This is a genomic window from Bacillus nitratireducens (genome assembly GCF_001884135.1).
GTDB classification, from domain to species: Bacteria; Bacillota; Bacilli; order Bacillales; family Bacillaceae_G; genus Bacillus_A; species Bacillus_A nitratireducens.
The window spans coordinates 13,057-35,542 of the sequence record NZ_MAOC01000073.1; the positions used below are offsets into that span (position 1 = coordinate 13,057).

The following is a 22,486-nucleotide window of genomic DNA, read 5'->3' on the forward strand; positions in this document are numbered from 1 at the left end:
TCATACCGTTTGTATTATTTAGACATTGAATATATTGGTATATGTAATTAAAGACTATGCTCTTTATCCATTTCAAACAATGTAAAAAAACACCCGCGATTGTTCGAGGGTGTTACTTCGCCTGTTTAAACTCCTACAGTAAAACAGGGTCCGATTATGTTGATACTTTTTATAAATAACATCATTACATTAATTTTCTTTCGGAAGCACAATTCTTTTATACAATTGAACTGTAATGAAGTAATAAATCGAGTAAATCACTACGAAAATAACAATTGGTAACCAAATACGAAAATATGGATCAATCAAAAGGGCTCCGAACATGTTCATACCAACTAATACATGAACAATGCCAACAATTGCTGGGACTAAGAACACGAAGAATAACTCCTTATAAATCGATTGTGTTAATAACTCTCGGCGAACACCGATTTTACGAAGCATTTGATAACGCGTACAATCTTTGGATGCACCAGACAAAACTTTAAACATAAGGCAACTTGCCATCATTGCTAAAAATGCAATTCCGACGAAGAATCCCATGAACATCAATCCACTGAACATGCCATGATAAGAATCATACATTCGATATTTACTCTTTAGTTCTTCAGGTTTCATACTTGTATATTTAGCTAACTGTAATTCGTCAAGTTGTTTCCATTCCTTTAAGTATGATTTAAAATTATCTGTTTTCCCAATAAACACAGTACTTTCTCGACCCTCTATACTATGGTACATGTTTTTGTCTACAATTTTTATTTCATGATCAGGATACATATAATATGGCTGGATTATTTCGAAAGCTTCACTCCATTGTTGCGGTGACTTCTTCACGTTTGCACCAATTGGCAACTCTTCTGAAACTCTCTTTGTTTTCCCAAACTCTGCTCTCTCATTACTATTTTTCAATACTAAAGGACGATTTTTCTCTAAATCCTCTTTTAAATAGTAAATAGACTGACCATCTATTTTGTAATGATATTCAAGCTTCTCTGTAAATAAGATAGTATTCAAAATTTTCTTTTCTTCAGTTGTTGGATTATGAACGACTGAATCGTAAATTTCACTACCATTAACCATTTTTATTACGTTGTTTTTAAATGCCATACCACCAGAAATCCCACCAGCTCCAAGGGCCACTAACATTGCTACCGTGGCAAGCACATTTGCTAGGCTATTCATACGAAAATTTAATTGTGCAAAAGTAAAAGCATTGAGGCCTTTCTCACAACGTTTTTTATTACTCTTTAACTTGTTAATCATAACTGGGAGAAGTGATCCAAATAAAAGGTAAGTACCAAAGGTTGCTGTGGTCAATCCAAGGGCCATTAATCCAAGAGCAGCCATTCCCGCTTGTGGAATATAGGTCAGTGATGCATAACCAATACCTAACAAAATTAAACCAAGGAATGCAACTACAACTGTCATTTTTCCTTTTACCGCGACACGTTCTGTTTGTGCATCTGCATGTACAAGTTGTAATACGGAAAATCGTACTAATTTAATACTACTCATAATTGCTGATAGTACAAATAGTGCAAAGAAGAAGATGCACGTAACAGTTATAGATGGAATATAAAATGCTTGATAACCCTCACCAGGAAATTCCAATTGCTTCATTAGTAACTGTCCGATACCTTCTGCAAGTCCTACTCCAACTGTAATTCCAATCGCAAGAGACGCTGCGCCTAATACGATTGTTTCAATAAACATAAGTAGTGTAACTTTATGCTTTTTTGCTCCTAACATCATATACATACCAAACTCTTTTTGGCGAAGAGATACTAAGAAAGAGTTTGCATATAAAATGTAGAAAAATGTTATAATCGCTAACAGAAAGGAACCAATGTGGAATATAGATACAATATCCCGAATAGAAGAGCTAGATTCAAGAAACGTTTTATTTAATGATAACGTTTGAAACATATAAAAAGTTGAAATAGCTACAATCAAACCAACAAGTAAGACAATATAGTCTTGTAACTTACTTTTTAACCCTGACATGGAAAGTTTAAATAACACGATTGAACTTCCTTCCTTACGCTTTTTGTGTGCCTAAGTTTGCAAGCACGTCTAAAATTTCTTTATAGAATTCTTCACGGGTACCACCGCGATGAATTTCTTTATATAACTCACCATCTTGAATGAATAAAATACGCTGACAGTAACTTGCGCTGTAAGGATCATGCGTAACCATCATAATGGATACACCTTGCTCTTTATTTAAGCTTGTCATGGCATCAAGTAAACTCGTTGCATTTTTAGAATCTAGAGCTCCAGTTGGTTCGTCTCCCAAAATAATTGCTGGTTCATGAACTAACGCACGTGCTGCTGCGGAGCGTTGCTTTTGTCCACCAGACACTTCAGAAGGATATTTTGGAAGTATAGCTGTAATACCTAATATATCAGCTACTTTTTCTACTTTCTTTCCAATATTACGAGATGCAACACCTTGAAGGGAAAGTGGTAGCGCGATATTTTCATATATAGATAAATTCTCTAATAAGTTAAAGTCTTGGAAAATGAATCCTAATTTTTGCGAACGGAAATCAGAAAGCTCACCTTGCTTCATTTTCGTAATATCCGTTCCTGCAATTTCAACAACGCCGCCCGTTGCTGTGTCTAACGTTGAAATTACATTTAATAATGTTGTTTTACCAGAACCAGAAGGGCCCATAATACCGACAAACTCCCCCTCTTGAATTGAGAATGATACACCTTTTAATGCGTGTGATTGATTCTCACCTTTTTTACCGTACAATTTTTGAATGTTTTTTACATCTACAACTGGTTTTATCATATATATCCTCCTACGTTTTTTTATTTCATTACAATAAGCTACTATGTTTGTTTACTACTAACAAAATAGTCATGTTGCATTCACCCTAAAGCTACAATGAAATCTATCCTTTTATCTCCTTTGCTCATCTCATCACTTTGAATACACCCATGATAAACTATGAAAATTAGGAAACACCCTGTAAAATCCTTAAGAATTCTTAAGTTTTATAAAAAAAGCTTATGGAACCTGTAATTCCATAAGCCAATCTATTTGATTGGATGTTCAACAATAAAGGACATCCAGCCATCTTTATATTCTGCATGTATATTACCGTGATGAAGTTCAACAATTCTTTTTGAGATAGCAAGTCCCAGACCGTTTCCTTGGTCATCTTTTCTTGCCTTGTCCCCCCTGAAAAACCTTTCAAACAACTTATTTGGATCGCTAACAGGCGGTTTCTCAACTTTATTTGAAACTTTCAAAATCGCTTTGTTATCTATTCGTTCAAGACATACGGATAATTCGGATGGTTTTATGCTGTACTTTATCGCATTCATAAAGAGATTTTCATATACACGTACCATTTTTTCTACATCTATGAAGATAGGTATTGTTTCTTCCGTGATAGATCTTTGAACGATTAAACTTTCCTTTTCAAATATAGGTATGTATTCTCCAACTATTTGTTCCAACAAACCTGATAAATCAACTTCATTAAGGTTTAACTTAGCATCTATACCAGATAAACGAGTATACTCAAACAGCTCATCAATTAAATATTTCAGTCTCTGAGACTTTGAATACGTGGTTTCAAGGTATTCCTGTAATTGTATGTTACTGTTGTATTGCCCTCTTTTTAATAAATCTATATAGCCAATAATTGATGTTAAAGGTGTGCGCAAATCGTGAGATACATTGGTGATAAGTTCATTTTTTGTACGTTCTAATTGTCTTTCTTGTTCAAATGTATTCTCCAATTCCTTGGACATATAGTTGATATTTTGAGCAAGTTGGGTCAATTCGTCCTTCCCATTAATCCCAATTGTCAAACCCAGTTTTCCATTTGCAATATCATTCACATTTTCCGAAATGAGCTTCAAATATGCTATTTTCTTTCGAACCAGTAGCAAAAAGATTACTATAAAGTTTAAGATTGCGAACGTAAATAAGAACAACATTGCGAGTCTCACTTCAAACAAGCCAAAATCTTTGTGTTTTACAAAGAATGGATCTATGACGTATTGCACAATGAGGATTGTTAAACCAAATGAAATAAAAAAACCAACTGCAACAGCACCAAGAAGTTTTATAATGATCCTATTTCTAAAACTAACATTCTTCATATTTTATACCCAATTCCCCAAACAGTTTTAATGTAAATGGGATGTTTAGAATCTTCTTCAATTTTGTCTCTTATTTTTGTAATATGCACCATGACAGTATTATCTGATTTATAAAAAACCTCTTTCCAAACTGATTCATATATTTTTGCAACACTCAGGACAATTCCTTTGTTACGGACAAGTAGTTCGAGAATATCAAACTCTTTTGGTGTTAGTCTTGTTTCTTTTCTCCTTACCCATACTTGACGAGTATCAGTATTCACGGTTAAGTCACCAATTTCTAGTATGCTTTTATTATGTTCGATTGACGTATTGTATTTTTTAAACCTTCTTAATTGGGATTTTACCCTAGCGATTAATTCCAATGGGTTAAATGGCTTTGATAAATAATCATCAGCACCAGAGGCCAGTCCCTGAATTTTGTCTATATCCTCAGATTTTGCAGATAGCATAATGATAGGCATATTGCGATTTTCCCTAATCGTCATACAAGCTTCAATACCATCCATATTCGGCATCATAATATCTAAAATAATCAAATCAAATTCTTTTTCTTCTAACAATTGTAAAGCTTCCAAAGCATCTTCTGCCTTTTGCGTTTTTAGGCCTTCATTTTCCAGGTATACAGAGATAAGATTTCTAATCTCTTTATCATCATCAACAATAAGAATGTTTGACTCCATTTTATTCCTCCACAAGTTTTCTTATATTTAACATTTAAAAACAATTGCTGGTGAGACATGTCTATCGTCTCTTTATTGTAAACCTAACAGTGAAAAACAAGAAACAACATACTGAATATAGGGATACTGTTCATTATATTAAGGCTAAACCATATCCAATTCATTAGATTCCATCTACTTTTAATTAACTTTCCTTTGAATACCCCTGAGCTTGTTCAAATTTCGACAATGTTTATTTTCTTCAATTCAGTTCCCTTAATTAATTTGTCTCTAAGAAATCTAGGACTTGGAAGGGTTGGAACGACTAATTTTTTGTACATTGTATACAGAAATAAGAAAGCGAATTGTATTCATAATTAACACACCGTATGTTTGCATTCATAATCATACTCTAGAGTCCAAACCTTAAGAAATAGGGGCAAAAGTTCTTAAGAATTCTTAAGCTTTATGCAGCAGGTTGCCATCAGTAAAAATGTCCGCTCTTATAATATTGACTATTACCTTCTCAATGTAATGATAGTTAATAAAAATAACTTAAATATAGTAAAGTATTCAATAAAACTTTCAATAATCCAATAGGAAGGTCATACGTCATTAAATAAGTATTATACTATAAGAATCTAAAGTGATTTATAAAAAAATAATAGGGCATTCATGAGAAAGTATTTGAAGCGCATTCTGAAGCAATGGAGGAAAAAAGAGATATTATTTAACGAAACTCAAAGGATTTAGTTTTGAAAAACCAAAACTACTTAAAGAATGAATGGAGTCGTGTTAAGAATGAAGCAAAGGAAGGTGAGTGAACTTAAATGTGATACATATCCATGTAATTCTAGGGGAAATCATATGTTTTACCTATATATAAATTTCAATGAACTACTCCGAATTAACATGGGCGTATTTAATGCGTTTTTTTATGTTCCATAATAATAAAACATCCCAGTAGGTTATCTCTACTGGGATGTATTAATGACTACCCTATCAAAAAAAATAAAGTGAAAATCGTGTATGAAATGAATGTAAGTAATACCAGGAAGAATATAAACATGGTATTGGAAATGCACCGTTCTATTCTTTTTTTCATTACAACGTACTTTATTTTTTTAATTTGGTAGGGTCAATTTGAAGTTGTGTTTTCCAAGATCCAGATACTTTTCCAATTCTGTTTATGTGTACATCTAACATGAGTGGTTGTTTGAAAGAATCTTTTCCTTTAGGACCTTCGATAAATGTGATGACGCCTTCTGGTCTATCTTTAAAACGAATACCAATTTCCTTTAATGCTACACCTGATGCTTTTAGTTCGAATGGTCCATCACTTGCTCCTTGAATAAATGCTAATTGTCCGAAGTACCCATTTTTCTTATACTCGGGGTTATTTTCTTGTTGACCGTTTACTTTGCCGTCATCTTCAAGTTCTAACCCTGTTGTATCAAATTCAAACGGTACTACATTTCCATCTTCTTTTTCAATTTTGTAATGAACGGATATACGTGCATCCGCTATATATAATTCTTTCAGATGTACTGTAACACCTTGATCTGTAATCTTTTCATCAAGAGGAATAAATTGACCTTTTGTAACGTCTCTTCCTTCTTCAATAATCCTATCATTTGAAATTGCATTGGAAAAATAAGAGGCTACATCTGTAGCTGCCACTCGAACTTGTGGAATCATGGCTGTTGCAAAAAGCCCTACTACCGCTACTGCAGTATACATGAAACGTTTTGATTTTTTATTCATATTTGTAAACAATCCCTTCTTCGGTTCCGTTTTTTCATTGATATAAGATATGTTTTCTAATTTTGCGTGACTTTCAAATACTTTCCACGCTTGGTCAACATCAATCTCGATTTCTTTTGATGAATGTACTGTTTCTTCTTCTAGCTTGACATTTTCCCATTGATTTAATTTGGTGATTTCGAGAAATAAATCATGGCATGTGTTACAAGTATCTATGTGTTTTGTGAATTCTTTTCTTGTCCCATCAGATAATTCACCGTCTATATATGCTTGAATAAACCCTTTATCATAACAATTCATTTATTGCGCCTCCTCTAATTGTTGATAGATCTTACGAAATTTTTGCTTGGCTCGGACTAATAATGTTCCAATAAATGATATGTCGATTTGAAGAACTTCTCCAATTTCTTTATATTGAAAACCAGAAAATTTCATTAATAAAATGGTTCGATCTTTCTCATTCATTTCACTAAGCGCCATTTGTACTTTTGTAATTTCTTCTTTTCTAATCCAGTCATCATCTAGGGATGAAATGTACTGTACTTCATGATATTGTATGGTTTTATCTACTCTCGCTTGATGTCGTTTTTCAGATCGTAAATACTTATAAGCTACAAAAGTAGAAGATTTTAGTAGCCATCCAGATAGATTTTCAATCCCTTTCCAATTGTTGCGGTATAACTGTAAAAATATTTCTTGTGCCAATTCTTCAGCAATCGTCTGGTTTTTGACAATCCAAACAATCTGTTTCACCACGTACACATAGTTTTGTTTAAACAAATCTTCAAATGTCACATCCGAAACAGGCCTTTCTTCCGTTTTAATCTTAAACATGTGGTTAAACCCTCACTCTCATTTTGATGCCTGTATTATAAAGAACCCGAATTGATGATTTTTGTAACAAAAATTCTTATTTTTTTTTAATATGTACAAAAAACATTCATCTTTCAATCAGATGAATGAAAAATTGAAATCATTTTGGTTTCTTAAATTATTAGCGGAGTTTGATTAAAAAAACAAATAGAAATCATGCAAGCACATTATGTTAGAAAAATTGTATAAAAAACATAGTAGTCTCTATTGGTGAAAAATGAGATTTTTTCTTCTGTAAATCACTCCGTTGTTAAAATAGTAGGAATATACGTGGCAGAATGGATGTTACACGAGAGAGTAATTTAAATTACATACTTGTATGTCAAAGTGCAAGGTACAGTTTGTATTGATAAAGATAGGGGAAAGTAGGAAACAGGTAGCATGAGATTACAAGGAACATCAAGGGTGTTATATCGTAAAAAAAATAACAGTAGATACAATTAAAAAACGTATTGGAGGAATAGAGATGAAATACACATGTGAAAAAGAAATATTAGAAAAGTATGGCGAGGAAGTAAGACTCTATGTATGTCGAACAATTAAGATGGCTTCCTGCCATCCCTTGTTCGAAGCCAATTCATCTCCCACCTACTCACTGGGCTGTGCCCCTTCACGCTCCTTGAGGAAGGAGTCTTCTTGGCTAAAAGGATAAAAAATAAATAGAGTTATTTAAAGAAAAGGGGTTGCTTTGTGAGGATAAAGTTCAATATTTCTTACTTCTAATAATGAGTCATAACGTAAATCTTACATATATATCCTATACATTTTAAAATCCCAACAAATCGATTTTTACAAATGGTACAATTAGGAAAAGAGAGGTGAACAGGTAATGGACAAAAATTAGGTTGCTTCTCTAAGTATCTTTATCGTTATGACTGTCATTGCACTGGGAGCCAGTCTGATGGGGCTTTATCGGCTTAAAAAGAAAAAATATTAAGAGCGGATCATGTCTTTCTCAAAATGGGAAGGGGTTTGCTGTGCAACAAGAGCTTAATTGTATTAAGTGTAGGAGGAATTCGGATGGATGAAGTACCAAAAAATAAAAATAAAAACCTGTTGTTATTGATTTATCTTAGTTTAGGATTGAATCTCATCACAGCTCCATTAGCATTATTTATAGGCGGGATGGCAACAGACCCTCCAGACAGTACTCAACTTGATTTTTTGAAAGGATTTCTCTTCATTCAAGCAATACCACTTTTTATACTGTTTATATTTTTGGCATGGTACTCTATCCGTAAGAGTAAATATGCTTATGCTGGAATAGCCTTTTTTTTGTCTGTCATCATACTAGGTACCCCTATTGTTTGGATATATGATATGTATAATTCTTTCGCTAAGAAGGTCTTTTTAATACCTGATGGTTACAAAGGATGTGTGGGTGTCCTTCATAACATCAAGGATGCACCACCTCTAAAAATTGAAGATAAGAAAATTATATATCAAGTAACTAAAGATGGACTATTGAAAACATCATCGAATGAAAGGATTGGTAGGGAAAGTGACCTTGATTCTGGGTGGAATAATGTAGAATTCTATTATGTAGACAAAAGCGGAAACCAAGTTAAGAGGTTAGAAGAAGGCAAAGATATTCACAATGCAGCAGGAATATCGGCATCGGGATTACAAACCTTGCAATTCATTGTAGGAACAAAGAAAGAAGCAGAAGAACATTCACAATTCTCATTTTGTTTTAACGAAGAACAACAACGGCAAATTGATCAGAAGTAAGTCATATATTCATATGGATGATTAGGAGGAAGCATTTGTAGTAGCCTCAAGTCGAGAGCATTCCGTTACTAATATGTTTTATACATCTAATCCTATTTAATAGGGTGGTTTTGAAAGATGGAACTCCCGCATTCGAAAATGATGTAAATAAGTTGTCCAAATGGGCAGCTTATTGTTTGTTTTTGGGTTACTTCAATATCTAAGCTAAATGTCTATTTAGCAGAACTAAAAAAAGACGCCATAAGGCGCCCCCAACTTGGGTTAATGAGGTTTTAGTTTTCCAATCTAAAGAAATTTTGTATCAGCTCACAAAGAGAGTATATCATAACATCCAAGACAAATAATATGCATTCATACATATCGAAATAAATCTTGTATTCTTGCACTGATGGACCAGGAATAGCAAGATATGAAACATATCAACGCTGTGAAAATATCAACTCTAGGATGTACTTACTTGCAATTAAATCCCAAAGATAATACATACATTACTAGTAGAAATCAGATTGTGATTCTACCTGCTAGCTAGTATATAGCCTTAGGATATGTGTTTGTTATTGCTTCTTGCAACAAGCATAGGATTATTTTTTAGTATATGAACGAATAAAGCGATTAATTTCTGATATGACATGTTTTAATATCACAAAAGCCATCACGCAATGATGATTGCATGGTGGCTTTTGTTGTTTTCTTATTTCTTTGTCGCATTGACCCATGCAACAATATCCTGGATGACATACGCAGGAACATTGGAAGGGACTTCGTATTCACTAGGATGACTGAATTCCCCGTCTCCCTCCGTGAAAAAGTGATTCAATTTCGGGTATTCTTTGAACTGAACATTACTGTAGCTTGAAAGTCCTTCTTGCCATCTCGTAAACTCATCTTTTACTGTTACTTGATAATCACGTGCGCCTTGCAGAATTAGTAATGGTTCTTTTCGTGATTTCGCTTCCTCAACTGGACGCCAACGAGTTACATCATACATGAAATGTGGAGAAAGATAATTGTAACCAGCTGGTGGATGATCTGGATCAAAAGTTGGATCCTCAATATAGGCAAATTGTTTTTTTAGTTCATCAATATATTCCTTTGGCGCCCCGAGGTACTGATACTGATCAAGGAATATGTCAGTAAAAGGACGCGCAGGTGGTGCCATTAAAATACTTCCTCTCACAAGTGATGCAGGTGCTTTGCTTAATATACGTGGCATTGTGCCAGCTCCTTGACTATGTCCGAGAATGAAAATGTTAGCAGGGTCAATGCCTTCCTGTTGTGCTGCCGATTTAGCTGCATATATGGCATCATCTGTAGTATCACGGTCTAAGGTAGCAGGTTCTGCACTCATTTTAAAACCGTGTTCTAAGGAACGTTTCTCATAACGTAACACGGCGATACCGCTTGATGAAAGACCAGCTGCAAGGTCTCTAAAGATTTTAGCTCCCATAAATGTACTATCACGATCATGTGGACCAGAACCGTGAACAAGAACAACAACAGGCACTTTTTCGCCAGCTTTATGTTTTGGAACCGTTAATGTGGCTGGTAACGGGTATGTAGCATTTCCAATGACGATTTCGCGTTCTTGATAGGAATCAGGTTGGTCGTAGCTAGGATGCGGGATGGTATAAGATTTCTCGGGCGTCGTTCTTACTCCAACTTCATCTACTTTGCCGCCAGGCGTGAATTTAAGGAGTAGTGGAATAGTAGTTCCTTCGATAGCTCCTTGTATTTCAACCGTTTGATGGACCAAGTTTCGTTCTTTTATAACAGGCGTTCCCATGCTTGTAATCCTGCTCCCGCCACTTTGTGTCCACCAGCTTTGTAATATATTTGCTGTAAACCTGGATTGAAAAGCTGCAGATGTCAATTGAAGTGCCTCTGCATATTTACCTTGCTGGAGATATTCAAAAAATAAAGACGTACGCTCCGTTAAAGAGACTTGTTTCTTTTCTGCAGTTTGTGTCCCTAGTGTATCCGCGTGAATAGTTGTTGTAAGCGGAAAAGAAGAAACTCCTAAAGATAAGAGTAGGGTAAAAGAAAGTGCTAATTTTTGTAACTTCTTTTTTTTCATCCTGTTTAACCTCCAAAATGTAATGGTGTGAAATAGGGATGGTAATTAGTGGAATGTGTCCCTATTGTGGTTTCGGTACATGTAAGGGGGAATCCTGCGTACATATCATAAAAAGTAAACTTGATAGAGTGGAGGAGTTTTGCGATGGTTCAATACATAAATCAGTGCTAAATCATAGAAATCGATCATTTTTCCAACAATGATTCCAATCCCGTTATGATGTAGGGAAAGAAATATAAGAAGAGAGGGAGGCATACGATGTAGAAATTTTTGTGGTTCATTTCTACATTGTGCATGTTTTTAGGATTGGTAGCAGGGTGTAGTAGCAAAGATGACACTGGGATTTCCATTACAAGAAATGTAGCGGAGATAGACCAGCAGAAAGGAAGCGAAACAAAACAAAATAAAACTGAACAGGATAGTTATGAGGCAGCGTCCGTACCTATAAAAAAGAAGAAGATACGGGTAAACTGAAGAATCCAGAATTGGTCAATCAGGTGATGAAGCCAGTATCTGGGGAGAGTAAGAAACAAAATGCAAATAGGATCATCAAAGCTACGATACTGGAACATATCGACGGCGATACGCTTCGCGTGAAGTTAGCGAACGGTAAAGTAGAAGTTGTGAGATTTTTATGTATTGATACACCTGAAGTACATCATCCAAGACTAGGGCTCCAACCATTCGGATTAGAAGGAGCAGCATTTACCGCAAATTATGCACCAGTGGGAAAAGAAGTAGAGTTAGAAATGGATGTAGGGGAACGTGATAAGTTTACAAGATTAGTGGTCTACGTGTTGGTCGAGGGACAACTCTTAAATCGAATGCTTGTGGAAAGGGGATTGGCACATGTTGCCTATATTTATCAGCCTAATACGAAGTATGTAGATTATTTGGAGAAGACGCAAAAGAAAGCGCAAAAAGATAAACGTGGCATTTGGAGTGTGGAGGATTATGCAACATCAAAAGGGTATGATGCGTCTAAAATAAAAGAAAAGTAGAACAGAAGTTGAAAATACGACAAACAAATTAGGTATGCATTTGAAAGAAAATGGCTCACCTGATTATGTAATCGGAGAAGTATCAAAAGTAGGAACGATGGAAGATGAGGGAGACGGTGCTACTCAATATGTCGTAGTGGAGTATCCATCGGTAAATGGGGAGAAAGATATTATTGACGTGTTCCTAACAAAGGGACAAGTATTTAAAACTGGTGAGAAAGTCAAAATTGATATGAAGTATGTAGGCTGGGGCGGCATTTCGATTAACTACAACACAGTTGATCATATCGAAAAAGTGCATGAGGTAAACAATAGCACTCAGAATAATGATGATGTGCGGATTTGGTCTTAATAAGATTAGTAATATCCAGAATCAAAACAGTGAGACGTTCTTATGTTGTAAAAGCTATACTGTAGTGAATATGGAGCATAAAATTCATTTCAATATAAGAAAGGAGAGGAGTCTATTCTATGACTCCTCTCCTTTGCTTTATTCACACTTTGTTTGATTCAATTTATATGACCTTTTTTAAGCACGAATAGCCTTTAAAATCGACACTTTGTTCGTAGTAAACAGTACATAATTTTGTTTTACCGTTTTGATTAAAATACGGTCTGTTGTCCCATATGCTGCTCCAATACGGATTGCACTAGGATCTTCAACGCCAGCGTAGGTAGCATCTTCAGTAACCTCAATCACATCGCGTAAAGGGATTGTAACCTTCGCCAATTGCCATTTAATTATTAATTCTTCTTCTGTTTTTTTTACATCAATACCTAGCATTATACCAAGACCTTTCTATAATAGAATGCTACACTTCTGATTTTATTATACAAATTTTTAGATTATTTATCTATATGTACGACTAGAATTGGTTTCTACGTGTTCGTATCTAAAGCCTTTCCAACGTATAGAAGGATATGCTGTCTTTCTGTTATAAAATATGTTAAGAACAAAAGTTCACATCAAGTTAATATGAATTTGATATGGTTGCAGTATGATGAACGAGAAACATTTAGAGTGGCAGGAAGGAAATGAATTATGAGACTTAAATTAGTAGGAATCTTCACTTGTATGATTGTGGTGTTAGGTATTTTTATTCTTTACACCAACATATCTATTGGTAAAGGACCAAATAGGACAAACTATGAAAATCGTGAAAACTCCATAAATAAAGAGAAAGAAAGTTCTTTTGCTAGTATAGAGGCTGTAGTGAATAAGGAATATGGATTGCCTGAAAACTATAAGCCAAATGATTTAGTTGTCCCAAATGTACCATTCTCATTTAGTGGAACGGTAGAAAAGAGTCACCTTCGTAAAGAGGCAGCTGACGCACTAGAAAAGTTATTTGATTTAGCAAAACAAGAAGGAATTCAGCTGAATGCAGTTTCAGGATTTCGTTCCTATGAGTATCAAAAGAATCTGTATGCCAGCAATGTTAAAAAGAATGGGCAAGAGCATACGGATCGTTTTTCGGCAAAGCCTGGACATAGTGAACATCAAACAGGGTTAACAATGGATGTTTCTTCTAAAAGCGCGAACAATGAACTAGAGCTATCCTTTGCGAATACGAAGGAAGGCAAATGGCTAAAAGATAACGCACATCGTGCAGGGTTTATCATTCGTTACCCAAAAGGTAAGGAGAGTATTACTGGATATGCGTATGAGCCTTGGCACATACGCTACGTTGGAGATATTGCTGAAAATATATATAAGAAACACTTAACTTTAGAAGAATATATGAATATGAAATAAGAGGAGATATTTAATCGCTTGAAGAATGTATATATTTTGTTCGACAAAATAATATTGTTGATAATTAATACAATTTTTCTAAAAAGGCATGGTGGTTGTTATGAAGCTATTAGGGAATAAATTTACGCATGCATATGCTTCTGGTGCAAACGCAATTGCTATCCAGGTGGATCATCATAAAATAAAACGATATATACTAAAGTACAGTGATTTACGGCATATTGGTGTGTCATGATGATGAGTGTGAATGCGGATGTATGGATTCACACTTACATGAAACAGAAACCATACGGAACGAGGTTATACCGAGTGATATAGTAAGTGATACATGGATTACAGTTTTAGTAGATGAAAGACTGTATGCCATACATAAACCGTTTTTTGAGATTATCTATGATGGGGATATTTCATTACTAAGAATTGAAATTGAAGAGAATTACGATGATTTTGTAGGCTTCGATACACTATTCGTCTTTGATGGTTTACTTCATCATGAAACAGACCACATGATTGAAGAACAAGCAGGTTATCAATACCTTTTTATAAAAACTTCAATAAACGCAGCTGTTAGTTGAACTATATTCTTGCATGATTAACATATAAAAACGAGATTCACATTTCTTTTAGTCTAGGAGTATCTCGTTTTCCTTAACTTGATGACGATGTTACCATAGAACTTTATCGTTTTCCAAATGACAAGTAGTATTTAAAAATACATAAACTTGAACTACTATATTGTGGGAGTTCTCATATTTTAGGAATTTTTACAACGGATGAACCTATGCGGTCCTTAGAAGCTATCAATCGCAGAGGGGAACAAGTCCACCGGAATGGTAGCAATTACAGTATTGGTAGCGCCATCTATTACTGATACAGTATTAGAATCCGAATTAGTAACACAAAGAGTGTCAACTGCTGCAGGGTCCAGTAGTTCTTAGTGGTTGCTTTATAAGAGAGGGAGCGATTGTTTGGGCTAAAGTTCATGGTTCTTCAAATAGTGTATCTGGGGATTATAAAAAACCTACTGGATCTGCAACCCAAGATATGAAAAATAAAAAAGGGTAAAATTGGATATTTTCTTTTAATGATAGAACTAAACAAGGAAATATAATTGCTTATGTTGTGGATTCAAATGATAATACAATAGCTAATATTTGAATGAGTAAAGTAAGGTAAGGTATAAAAAACGAGTTGTATGTGAACTCGTTTTTTATTTGTCTGAAACATATGTCTTCTATAGTAAAATGAAATTTAAGTGGGAAGAAATAAATGAATTGCTTAATATATCTAGCAAAGAGAGAAACAGAATCAAAGCTATTATTCTAGCTGTTTTCTTAGACCGTAGCGGCATTGAGTGGAGTTTTTGAGTTTATTGGTATGAATGAAATAACTAAACGTTTAAAAAATTTATGGAAGCAACATTTTTGTGCTAAAATATGTAAGGTTATACTGAATAAAATACGTGCGCTAATCACGATAAACTGGCAAAGGAGTGTGTTTTATGGCAGAAAATATAAACATAAACGTTAATGCAGGAAGTAACTATGGACCAGAATCAAAATGGGGGCGTCAGTCTTTCTTTGATGGTGGACTTTTGAGCTTCATTGGTTGGAGTATCTTGGGAGCGCTTATTACAGTGTTCACGCTTGGTATTTGCTATCCGTGGGCGTTGTGTATGGTTTATGGTTGGAAAATTAACCATACTGTGGTTGATGGGCATAGAATGAAATTTAACGGTTCAGCAGTTGGCTTATTTGGTAACTGGATTAAATGGCTACTTCTAACAGTTATTACACTAGGTATCTATGGTTTTTGGGTTAGCATTAAACTTGAAGACTGGAAAGTAAAAAATACAACCTTCGTTAATTAAGTGGAAATTTTGATTCAGTACCTTAAGAGATGCATTATGAAATTATGTACATTAAAAATAATTCAATTAGTGTTATATAGCGTTGTTTTAATTTTCGCGATTGATTATAGTAATCATTAAAATATTTATGTAAGGGTTCATGACTTTAATTTCTCTATTAAGTGAGTGCAATAATTTTCATAAATTACTATTTTTAAATACTATAGAGAAATGGTTTTTGAGTTGTCAGAGCTCTATCAGAAAGCAAGCCTGTTCCAGCAGACTTGCTTTTTTTGCTATTTATTAAGTATGCAAAAATGCTAACGTTCCAGTTAGTTATCCTGAAGGGAGCGCGACCTATTGGAGTTAGTTATAGCGTTTTTTACGGTGTTTATAATTATCTAGGCAATTATCAAGCCATTTGCTAAAAATAGAAGACACAACAATAACCACGAGTTGAAAAACAAAATTGGTTAAAAAATTGTTCAAAGTTTATCCACGTTTCTAAGTCCAATGAATAGACTGAAGGGATCTAATAATGTGATAGAAAATACTGCTTGTTTTGTATCATTAGTATTTATCACTTGTTTAACACCTTTATGGATTATCATTCTAACATTTGATATTGCTTAGTTGGAGGGGGAAGCTTCATGAATGAATACAAAGCAAAACAACAGAAGCATAGGAAGATGCAACTCGTTATCCATCATATAAAGGAACTCGAACATCATTCAACACTCGTATTAGATATAGATAATCTAGAAATAATCTGTGTGGATTACCACAATAAAAAACAAGGAAGCACATTCAAAAAATTATTTACTTACGTATATTTAGTTTGCATAAGATATATTATAGATATTTGAAAAAAGGAGTAAAATCCGTCTCAAAATGAAAAGAATTCTTATCTTATTGAGACGGAAGGGAAAATTGCGAAGTTATATTTTAAAATCTGTATTAGAATTAAAAATCACTGTATGTTCACATAAACAAAGTACAATAAAGAATACTTTTTACAGGACTATAGGAAACATTCTCTTTCAAAATAAAAACAATTAAGTTTTGGGTAAAGCACAACCTATTTAGTCTTAAGTGGTTAAAGTTACCCGTATTGCATTGAAATTTTTTTAACATGTATTTATATGCTAGCTATACCCTATATGCAACCATGTGATCAATATTAAAATGTATAGGTGAATGTATCTGCAACTAAAAGATATTCATACTGATGAAAGGTGCATGATGCATTTTGTTGGATGAACATAAAAGAATTATAAAAAGGGGGAAAAATAAACACTTTATAACTTCGCACGAAATACCAATTTTACGAAGAATATGATAGTCATATAAAAATTTAATACAGTGTCTAGCGATTTCAAGGTCAGATGCATCGGTTTTAGTATATTTGTATACATCTATATAATACATATTTTATATAAAAATAATCATATACTGAATTACTCATAAACAATTTTTATAGTGAATTACATTTTAAAGTATAAGCATTTTTCTTGTGTTGATCTAACTAACTCCTGATTAATCATGATTAAATTAACCAATTCTTATTTTATAGCGAATTTTATACTGTTTTCATGTATTCATTTTGTATGAATTTATATATGAAAATTGTTTTATTTTACACACATTTATATGTATTTTTTGTACTAGTTTTTATAGCCTAATACAAATTTATCACCTGGTTATCTATAACTTTTATTAGAATGACTACAATATCCCATTCAATCTCGAGTAGATATTAGTATTCCATAATTTAATTATGTAAATAAGTCTGTGTAAAAATTGAATTTAACGCGAACTTGTGTTCGTGTTATTTTTCTGTTATAGTATATATGAGGTGATTTTTATGGATTACAGCAAACAACGTCAAAAATCCGTACATCGTAAGAAATTATACGAGAATTTAAATGAAATGCCCTTTTACATAGAAGAATTTGTGGAGTACAAAGAATTGCATGATGCCTCTCCCTCTACCCTACTGAATTATGTATATGATTTTAGAGTCTTCTTTAATTGGCTATTATCTGAACAAATTATTGAATTTAAGCCCATTAAAGACATATCCTTCTCTGATTTGGAAAATTTAAGGAAAAAAGATATTGAGAACTTTATGAGATTTCTAAAACTACAACAGAACATGCAAAATTCCTCTGTTAACAGAAAAATTTCAGCTTTAAAATCTTTATTTAAGTATCTTACTTCCCTTTCAGAAGATGAAGATGGAGAATGCTATTTTTATAGAAATGTAATGGCTAAAATTGAAATACATAAAGATAAAGAAACGTTAAACGCCCGTGCGAAGCGTATGAGATCTAAAATATTCCATAATGATGACGATCAAGAATTTTTAAATTATGTTAAGTTTGAACATGAAAAAGCTTTAACAAAACATCAATTATTTTATTTTCAAAGAGATAAAGAACGTGATGTTGCTATTCTTTCCCTCTTTCTTGGGAGTGGTATTCGTGTAAGTGAGTTGGCCGATCTTCGTACTGAAGATATCAATTTAAAAGAAAGACTAATTGATGTAATAAGAAAAGGAAATAAAGAAGATTCTGTATGGATTACTCCCATCGCATTGAATGATCTTGAAAAATATTTAGAGATTAGAAATAACAAATATGCTCCAGGGAAAGAATTAAAAAATGTGTTCTTATCAAAGTATAAACATACCGCACAGCCCCTTTCAGTTAGAGCTATCCAAGATATAGTAGAAAAATATACTAAATCCTTTGGTAAAACAATGTCTCCTCATAAATTAAGACATACATTAGCAAATAAGTTATATATGGAAGAAAAAGATTCGTTACAAGTAATGCAACAACTTGGGCATACCAGCCAAGATACAGCTTTGTTATACACTCAACTTGGGGAAACAACTATTAAAGATAGTTTAGGAAGAATAGGAAAGAATAAAGAATAAAAGTTCAGCAATTTTGTATTGCTGAACTTTTATCCTTTCCCTTTAACTTAGTCTTAGATTTAAATGCTATTTATTCTTCACTACCTTTTGTAAGATAGCCTGTTTACATTTCTTTGTCTTACCCCTTAGAACCTTTACAGTGACTTACTTAGGTTTTACCACGTCTATCTTGTTTCCCTCAGCATCCATCATAACTAAGGAATCCGATTTGAAATACATAACATCATAGTCTACAGATTCTTTTATTTGACTAGGGTTTACTTTCTTACCGTCTTTTACAAACTCGGTTATTGTCATATTGACTTGTTGCTTTTCTACGTTATAAGACCATTTACCTTGCATATGAGTATTCTCATAAGGTGTGTTGTTTACATCATCGTATATAATGTATGTACCATCTTCCTTAAAGTCTAATCCTTTCGTAAACTTACCATCTTTTGAACTACCCCACTCACCTAGTAACTCTTTACCGTCTTGGGATATTCCTACACTTTTATTTTGCATATCATTAACCTTTGACTTCATCTTTTCTGAATAAGCTTCTTTAAGAGGTGTATACCCTTCTTTTAAGTAGTCATTACCTTTTGACATTAACTCTTTCATCTTCTTAGTCGATTCTTTTGTAACTGAATTACTTTTTCCAAATTTGATTTGTGTTTCAAATGCTTCCTTATAACAGTCTGCTGCTTTTAAAATCGTCTTATGCTGTTCTTCAAATTCTTTAGGTGGTTCTACTTTATCGAAATCAGCAAGTGCTTCATTTATTTCGTCTGCTTTTTTCAGTATTTCTTTGTTTAATTCCTTTATGTCGTTGCTTTTGTCCTTCGTTTTTGCAGATAATTCACCTAGTTCAGCTACTTTTGTTTCAAATGTATTATCTAATGCAAACATACGAGACAGATAGTCTGTTCCCTCTAGCTTATCCTTCTCTTCTGCTTTTACTTCTACTTTATCTTTTGCTTTAGTCTCTGCTTTATCTGTAGCACAACCTCCTAATAACATGATTGGAAGTGCTAACGTTACAAGTCTTTTTGCTTTCATACTTCATAACCCTTTAATGAGATTATTGTAATAATGCTTTACTGTATTCTTTGCCTATTCTCTCAGATGTCTCTACCCATAAGTTACCTGCTTCTGTTATAACATCTATAGCTTTATTTGAGTTTTTAGGGTCTGGTTTTTTAACATAATCTATTTGATACTGAAAACCAGTACTGTACATCTGCATAGCTTTATCAACGTCTTTATGTACTTCTTCGAATTCTTTTGGTATTTTTAATTCTCTAGCTTGTACTGACAAGTCTATTGATTCTTCTGCTAGTTTTATATACTTATACTTACTATGTAATGGAAGGTCTTCTCCTACAAGTAGATTATCCATTTCCGTCACCTTATCCTCCATTTCTAAAGCTATGTCTGAAAGAGAATTAATGTATTCTTCTATTGAATAATTACCTACATCTACAGGTTTCACTTTATCCACCTTGTTTTCTTGTAGTGGTTTGCTTTCTGTCTTGATGTTTACTTTGTCAGGAGAACAACCACCAAACAATAATAGGAGTGGAACAGTGACACCTATTAGTTTCTTACTCTTCATTTCTCCTATCCCTTTAATTGAATGATTATTTACGTCTTTCCCCTGTTATTGTATTGCCTTTGTCGTCAGTCATTTTTAGAGAACCTGCTCGTAAGAACTCAAGTTTATACTCTACAAATGCATTTGTATTCTTTGCATCTATCTTCTTACCGTCTTTTACAAACTCAGTAGGTAACAGTGTGACTTGCTTCTTGTCTGCATCGAATAACCATGTTCCTGTCATATGATTGTCTTCATAAGACGTTTTACCTGTATCATCATAAGCGGTAAATGAATTATCTTCACGGAAGTCTAACCCTTTATGGAATGCAGAACCTTTATAACTACCCCATTCACCTAGTAACTCCTTACCGTCTTTTGATACTTGTACACTGTCATCATCAGAATTAGAAGTTGAAGGCGTATCGAACTGTACTCCTGTTTTCTTACCAATAGCGTTTGCTTGGTCTAATTGAGCGTCTTGAAGTGGTGCATAGCCTTTTTGCCAATACTCATTACCTTCTTTAATTAAGTCCATTGACTTTTGAGACTTATTTCGGTCTTCATCTGTAACTTTTCCTTTGCCTTTTATAATTTCAACTTGTAATGCATAGGCTTTACTGTAACAATCTACAGCTTTTAAGATTTCTTTATGTGAGTCTTCAAACTCTTTTGGCGGTTCTATTTTCTTAAACTTAGCAATACTTTTCTGTACCTCAGACTCTTCTTTCACTATCTCTTTTACTAAAGACTTTTCATCTTTGTCTTTATCCATTGCTATCTCAGTTATAACCGTGATTTGATTCACTAACTCAGAAGATAACTTTGTCATACGTAGTGGATACTTCTCTTTTGACAACTTCTCCTTTGTCTCTTCTTTAGACTCTACTTTCTCTTTCGGCTTTGCTTCTGTTTTATCAGTTCCACAACCTACTAACAACATGAACGGTACTGCTAATGTTACTAGTTTCTTCGCTCTCATACATCATAGCCCTTATTCTGAATGGGGTTTGTTTTACTTGCAATACTCTTTGTTGCTTCTTCGAATAACTTTGCACCTTGATGTGACTTTGTAATTGATTCTTTCAGTTTACTTTCACTCTCTTCACCTACTGCATCTGAAAGGAGTTGGAATGCATCATAGTATAAGTCCATTGATTCTTTTATCTTGTCATGCTCTGCTTTCAGTTCAGTTGGTGGTTCAAGATACTTTATGTTTCTTACATATGCTTGTGACCCACCTGTTGCAAGTTGTATTTCACTCTTTTTTAAGCTTACTGATTTAATGTCTGATTTTGCTGAGTCTTCAATCAATCGTAGTGTTTCGTCTATTTTATTTGCATTGTCTAAAATATCTTGCTTGTATTTGTCAACTTCTGAACCAGTTACCTTACTAGAAGAGTTGGAAGAACTAGTAGAGTTAGAAGTACTTGACTTACTTGTCTCCTTATCTTCACCTTTCGCTACAGATAAGCTATCCTCTTTCTTGCTATCAGTTGACTTACTCTCTTTTTCTATCTTTTGCGTTTCTTCTTTCTTTGGTTCAGCTTTCTTATCATCAGTTTCAATTGTAATACAACCACTCAATAACATAACTGGTAACGCTAAACTTACTAATTTCTTTGCTTTCATGATTCCTAATACCCCTTTATTTATAAAATTTAGTGCAAACAAGTTAATATACTTAACTAAGAAATTTTCCCTGAATAATTTCTTAGAAACTACTATCCATAGATTACCTGTATATTCATAATCTTTCTATATATATATCGTTTTACAAAGAATTACAAATATGGTCAAAGGTATTTATGTAGTCTTTAAAGGTAAATTTATTAGATGATAAAAAAAGTTTTATTTTTAAACCTGTTCTAATACGATCAATTGTTCATTTTCTAACGAGCAAATTACAAACGAAGGTTGAGTCGTGAACGTCGATTCATCGTTATTACAACAAAACAAAGGTGAAGAGGCGGATCAATAATGAAGAAAATCAACCTACTTATTGCCGGGGTGCTAACTTTAGGGTTAGTCGCTTGCGGTACAGAAGAAACAGAAGTCCAAACAAAAAAAAGAAACGAAGAAAGCAGAAGAACAATAATGCCAAGAACGAGAAAGATACAATAAAATAATAGTT

At 33.7% G+C, this 22,486-nt stretch carries 22 protein-coding genes and 2 pseudogenes; 11 read left to right on the forward strand and 13 right to left on the reverse strand.

From position 1 onward, the window contains the following. Positions 1 to 189: 189 nt before the first annotated feature. The 6 genes from BAU23_RS18885 to BAU23_RS18910 all read right to left on the reverse strand — a co-directional run bounded on the left by BAU23_RS18885 (position 190) and on the right by BAU23_RS18910 (position 7,385). Positions 190 to 2,022 carry an FtsX-like permease family protein gene (locus tag BAU23_RS18885; RefSeq protein WP_071735000.1) on the reverse strand — a complete coding sequence of 611 codons (1,833 nt, stop codon included), beginning with the start codon at positions 2,020 to 2,022 and terminating at the stop codon, positions 190 to 192. A gap of 16 nt (positions 2,023 to 2,038) precedes the next feature. Next, the gene (locus BAU23_RS18890; protein WP_071735001.1) at positions 2,039 to 2,800 is read right to left on the reverse strand and encodes an ABC transporter ATP-binding protein; all 762 of its coding nucleotides are present in this window, start codon (positions 2,798 to 2,800) and stop codon (positions 2,039 to 2,041) included. 248 nt (positions 2,801 to 3,048) lie between these two features. Then, positions 3,049 to 4,125, reverse strand: coding sequence for a HAMP domain-containing sensor histidine kinase (locus BAU23_RS18895; protein WP_071735002.1), 1,077 nt, complete (start codon positions 4,123 to 4,125; stop codon positions 3,049 to 3,051). Next, positions 4,122 to 4,808 carry a response regulator transcription factor gene (locus BAU23_RS18900; RefSeq protein WP_071735003.1) on the reverse strand — a complete coding sequence of 229 codons (687 nt, stop codon included), beginning with the start codon at positions 4,806 to 4,808 and terminating at the stop codon, positions 4,122 to 4,124. The genes BAU23_RS18895 and BAU23_RS18900 overlap by 4 nt, the downstream gene beginning before the upstream one ends. A 1,095-nt stretch (positions 4,809 to 5,903) precedes the next feature. Continuing rightward, entirely contained in the window at positions 5,904 to 6,851 is a 948-nt protein-coding gene (locus tag BAU23_RS18905; protein WP_071735004.1) for a DUF4179 domain-containing protein, read from the reverse strand. Beyond that, positions 6,852 to 7,385, reverse strand: a complete 534-nt coding sequence (locus BAU23_RS18910; RefSeq protein WP_071735005.1) for an RNA polymerase sigma factor SigX — start codon at positions 7,383 to 7,385, stop codon at positions 6,852 to 6,854. A 1,059-nt stretch (positions 7,386 to 8,444) separates the two neighbouring features. Between BAU23_RS18910 and BAU23_RS31050 the strand changes: the two genes are divergently transcribed. Further along, on the forward strand, positions 8,445 to 9,155 hold the full coding sequence (locus BAU23_RS31050) for a DUF6843 domain-containing protein (protein WP_071735006.1): 711 nt from the start codon (positions 8,445 to 8,447) through the stop codon (positions 9,153 to 9,155). A 691-nt stretch (positions 9,156 to 9,846) separates the two neighbouring features. Here BAU23_RS31050 and BAU23_RS18920 read toward each other — a convergent pair. Beyond that, entirely contained in the window at positions 9,847 to 11,229 is a 1,383-nt protein-coding gene (locus tag BAU23_RS18920) for an alpha/beta hydrolase family protein (RefSeq protein ID WP_071735007.1), read from the reverse strand. Positions 11,230 to 11,714: 485 nt separating this feature from the next. Here BAU23_RS18920 and BAU23_RS18930 point away from each other — a divergent pair, with 485 nt between their 5' ends. Both BAU23_RS18930 and BAU23_RS18935 read left to right on the forward strand, forming a co-directional pair. After that, on the forward strand, positions 11,715 to 12,230 hold the full coding sequence (locus BAU23_RS18930; RefSeq protein ID WP_244159724.1) for a thermonuclease family protein: 516 nt from the start codon (positions 11,715 to 11,717) through the stop codon (positions 12,228 to 12,230). Position 12,231: 1 nt separating this feature from the next. Then, a pseudogene (locus BAU23_RS18935) lies at positions 12,232 to 12,582 on the forward strand (hypothetical protein); the annotation flags it as partial. A 177-nt stretch (positions 12,583 to 12,759) separates the two neighbouring features. On the opposite strand, the gene BAU23_RS18940 reads toward BAU23_RS18935, so the two are convergent. Then, entirely contained in the window at positions 12,760 to 13,014 is a 255-nt protein-coding gene (locus tag BAU23_RS18940; protein ID WP_071735008.1) for a SunI/YnzG family protein, read from the reverse strand. A 258-nt stretch (positions 13,015 to 13,272) separates the two neighbouring features. On the opposite strand from BAU23_RS18940, the gene BAU23_RS18945 reads away from it, so the two are divergent. From BAU23_RS18945 to BAU23_RS18950, 3 genes are all read left to right on the forward strand, one after another. Next, a complete protein-coding gene (locus tag BAU23_RS18945; RefSeq protein ID WP_071735009.1) occupies positions 13,273 to 13,986 on the forward strand; it encodes a M15 family metallopeptidase in 714 nt (237 codons plus the stop codon). 100 nt (positions 13,987 to 14,086) lie between these two features. Further along, complete coding sequence (locus BAU23_RS30845) at positions 14,087 to 14,221, forward strand: hypothetical protein (RefSeq protein WP_276327600.1); 135 nt, start codon at positions 14,087 to 14,089, stop codon at positions 14,219 to 14,221. A gap of 22 nt (positions 14,222 to 14,243) precedes the next feature. Beyond that, positions 14,244 to 14,561: a hypothetical protein gene (locus BAU23_RS18950; protein ID WP_071735010.1), complete on the forward strand. Its 318-nt coding sequence runs from the start codon at positions 14,244 to 14,246 to the stop codon at positions 14,559 to 14,561. A 215-nt stretch (positions 14,562 to 14,776) separates the two neighbouring features. On the opposite strand, the gene BAU23_RS18955 is transcribed toward BAU23_RS18950, so the two are convergent. Next, positions 14,777 to 14,851, reverse strand: coding sequence for a hypothetical protein (locus tag BAU23_RS18955; protein WP_229165509.1), 75 nt, complete (start codon positions 14,849 to 14,851; stop codon positions 14,777 to 14,779). 47 nt (positions 14,852 to 14,898) lie between these two features. Between BAU23_RS18955 and BAU23_RS30715 the strand changes: the two are divergent. From BAU23_RS30715 to xerS, 4 genes and pseudogenes are all read left to right on the forward strand, one after another. After that, positions 14,899 to 15,132, forward strand: a pseudogene (locus BAU23_RS30715) (hypothetical protein); the annotation flags it as partial. A gap of 355 nt (positions 15,133 to 15,487) precedes the next feature. Next, a complete protein-coding gene (locus BAU23_RS18965) occupies positions 15,488 to 15,856 on the forward strand; it encodes a DUF898 family protein (protein ID WP_002035452.1) in 369 nt (122 codons plus the stop codon). 668 nt (positions 15,857 to 16,524) lie between these two features. Then, positions 16,525 to 16,701 (forward strand): HNH endonuclease, encoded by a 177-nt coding sequence (locus BAU23_RS18970; protein WP_244159727.1) that lies wholly within the window; start codon positions 16,525 to 16,527, stop codon positions 16,699 to 16,701. A 998-nt stretch (positions 16,702 to 17,699) separates the two neighbouring features. Next, a complete protein-coding gene (xerS, locus tag BAU23_RS18975; protein WP_070144165.1) occupies positions 17,700 to 18,776 on the forward strand; it encodes a tyrosine recombinase XerS in 1,077 nt (358 codons plus the stop codon). A 144-nt stretch (positions 18,777 to 18,920) separates the two neighbouring features. Here xerS and BAU23_RS18980 read toward each other — a convergent pair whose 3' ends face one another. Genes BAU23_RS18980 through BAU23_RS18995 form a run of 4 tightly spaced genes read right to left on the reverse strand, consistent with a single transcriptional unit; the run spans position 18,921 to position 21,984 of the window. Continuing rightward, positions 18,921 to 19,817, reverse strand: coding sequence for a DUF3994 domain-containing protein (locus BAU23_RS18980; RefSeq protein ID WP_071735011.1), 897 nt, complete (start codon positions 19,815 to 19,817; stop codon positions 18,921 to 18,923). Positions 19,818 to 19,839: 22 nt separating this feature from the next. Then, on the reverse strand, positions 19,840 to 20,373 hold the full coding sequence (locus tag BAU23_RS18985) for a hypothetical protein (protein WP_071735012.1): 534 nt from the start codon (positions 20,371 to 20,373) through the stop codon (positions 19,840 to 19,842). Positions 20,374 to 20,398: 25 nt separating this feature from the next. After that, the gene (locus BAU23_RS18990) at positions 20,399 to 21,334 is read right to left on the reverse strand and encodes a DUF3994 domain-containing protein (RefSeq protein WP_071735013.1); all 936 of its coding nucleotides are present in this window, start codon (positions 21,332 to 21,334) and stop codon (positions 20,399 to 20,401) included. Continuing rightward, entirely contained in the window at positions 21,331 to 21,984 is a 654-nt protein-coding gene (locus BAU23_RS18995) for a hypothetical protein (protein ID WP_071735014.1), read from the reverse strand. The genes BAU23_RS18990 and BAU23_RS18995 overlap by 4 nt, the downstream gene beginning before the upstream one ends. Positions 21,985 to 22,332: 348 nt before the next feature. Between BAU23_RS18995 and BAU23_RS19000 the strand changes: the two genes are divergently transcribed. Beyond that, positions 22,333 to 22,476 carry an ABC transporter substrate-binding protein gene (locus tag BAU23_RS19000; RefSeq protein WP_244159725.1) on the forward strand — a complete coding sequence of 48 codons (144 nt, stop codon included), beginning with the start codon at positions 22,333 to 22,335 and terminating at the stop codon, positions 22,474 to 22,476. Positions 22,477 to 22,486: the final 10 nt, after the last annotated feature.